Genomic DNA, 1,534 nt, shown 5'->3' on the forward strand with positions numbered 1-1,534 from the left:
CTTGGTTGGAATTCAAAGTCAAATTCATCAATCGTTTTTAAATATGGCAGCTTTGCAAGTTTTATGTTTGTCTTTATAGCACGTTGCCTTTTTGCTTCAATTTCAGCCCATAGGAGCTTGTCTAAAAATTCAAGATACGATATACTGTTTTCAGATGCTTCTTCTGCGTGATGATCATATATTTGTGGAATGGACATGAATTTCAATTCTTCAAATGCAGCTAATAGTCTTTCGTTTAGCATTTACTCATCACCCCTTCATCAAGAAGTTCATCATAAATACTAAGTGGTCTTTCGTGCACTTTGGGGATTTGTTTTGGAATCAATTTAGGAGCTGTGGGGGCGACCTTTTCATGATTTCCAGATATAATACCTTCAAAGTGCTTTTTATCTTTTACCAGTCCATACTTTTCAAATGATTTTTCATGCCTTGCAATCAACTTATTGTCACTTGAATAAATTTCGACTTTCCCATTTTTCAAATCTTTTACACTTACATAACTTCCAACGTATTTGTATGGAACTGAGTATCTTACAGTCTTGTAGGATACAAACGAGTCATTTGATACTTTTCTTTCTTCAGCATAGCTGCTTTCGAAAGAAATCTCATTAAAAGGCTTCAGCTTTTCGAGTTCAAATCTCTTATCGGGCACTTCGTGCAATGTTCCATGAATTCTTTTATTTGCTGTCTGATCCGCCCAGTTAATAGCCCTTTCATTTAGATTACTGATACCTGAGAATTCTCTCACTCTGGGCCAAAAGTTATTTCGTACATACTTGACCCCGTTTTCAACTTTTCCTTTTGTTCTTGGCGAATACGGCCTGCATCTGACCGGCGTAAAGCCGTGGTGATTAGCGAAAGCTAAGAAAGTTTTGTTCCATTTGGCTTCGCCAGCTTTATTACTATGGCTAACAACGGTTTTCATGTTGTCATAAAGAATAGTCTCGCATACACCGCCAAAATATTCAAATGCTCTTTCATGACAGCCTATGAGAGTGCCGATTTTCTCATCTTCTGTAAACTCAACATAAATTTTTCTCGAATAACCTAAAACCATTACAAAAGCATGGATTTTCTTCTCTTTTCCTTCATATTCAAACTTAAATTCTCCCCAGTCAACTTGAGCTTGTTTTCCAGGAGCGGTTTCAAAGCGTGAGCTTGCTTTTGCTATTCTATTTTTTCTCAGGGGTTTCATAAAATCCCTTAATATGGTTATTTTACCCGTGTATCCTTGGCTCTGTATTTCTTCATATATGACAACTGCGTTGAAACATCCTTCGTTCATCCTTTGCATGATATAGTTTTTATACGAGTCTAACTTAGACGGTTTCTTTTTTGTCCGCTTATATTCAGGAGCCTTGTTTTGATTGAGCCATGTGCTTATGGTTTTAGAACTCTTGCCCATTATTTGAGCAATATCTTTAATGTACAAACCTTGATTTTTCATATCTCTTATCATGAAAATTTCCTCCATTTTTATCACGGGACCTCACTCCTTCAGACTCATTCTTAAAGTGAGTATACCGTTTTTTAT

The 1,534-nt window shown here is 36.3% G+C and carries 2 protein-coding genes; both read right to left on the bottom strand.

Going from position 1 to position 1,534, the window contains the following annotated elements:
• On the bottom strand, nt 1-242 hold a 242-nt coding region (locus tag BUQ87_RS14880), incomplete at its 3' end, for an ATP-binding protein (protein ID WP_278309063.1).
• Nucleotides 236-1,459 carry an IS21 family transposase gene (gene istA, locus BUQ87_RS14885; protein ID WP_242943862.1) on the bottom strand — a complete coding sequence of 408 codons (1,224 nt, stop codon included), beginning with the start codon at nt 1,457-1,459 and terminating at the stop codon, nt 236-238. The genes BUQ87_RS14880 and istA, both read right to left, overlap by 7 nt.
• Between the last annotated feature and the right edge of the window lie 75 nt (nt 1,460-1,534).

Source organism: Peptoclostridium litorale DSM 5388, from assembly GCF_900141635.1.
Lineage (GTDB): Bacteria > Bacillota > Clostridia > Peptostreptococcales > Peptostreptococcaceae > Peptoclostridium > Peptoclostridium litorale.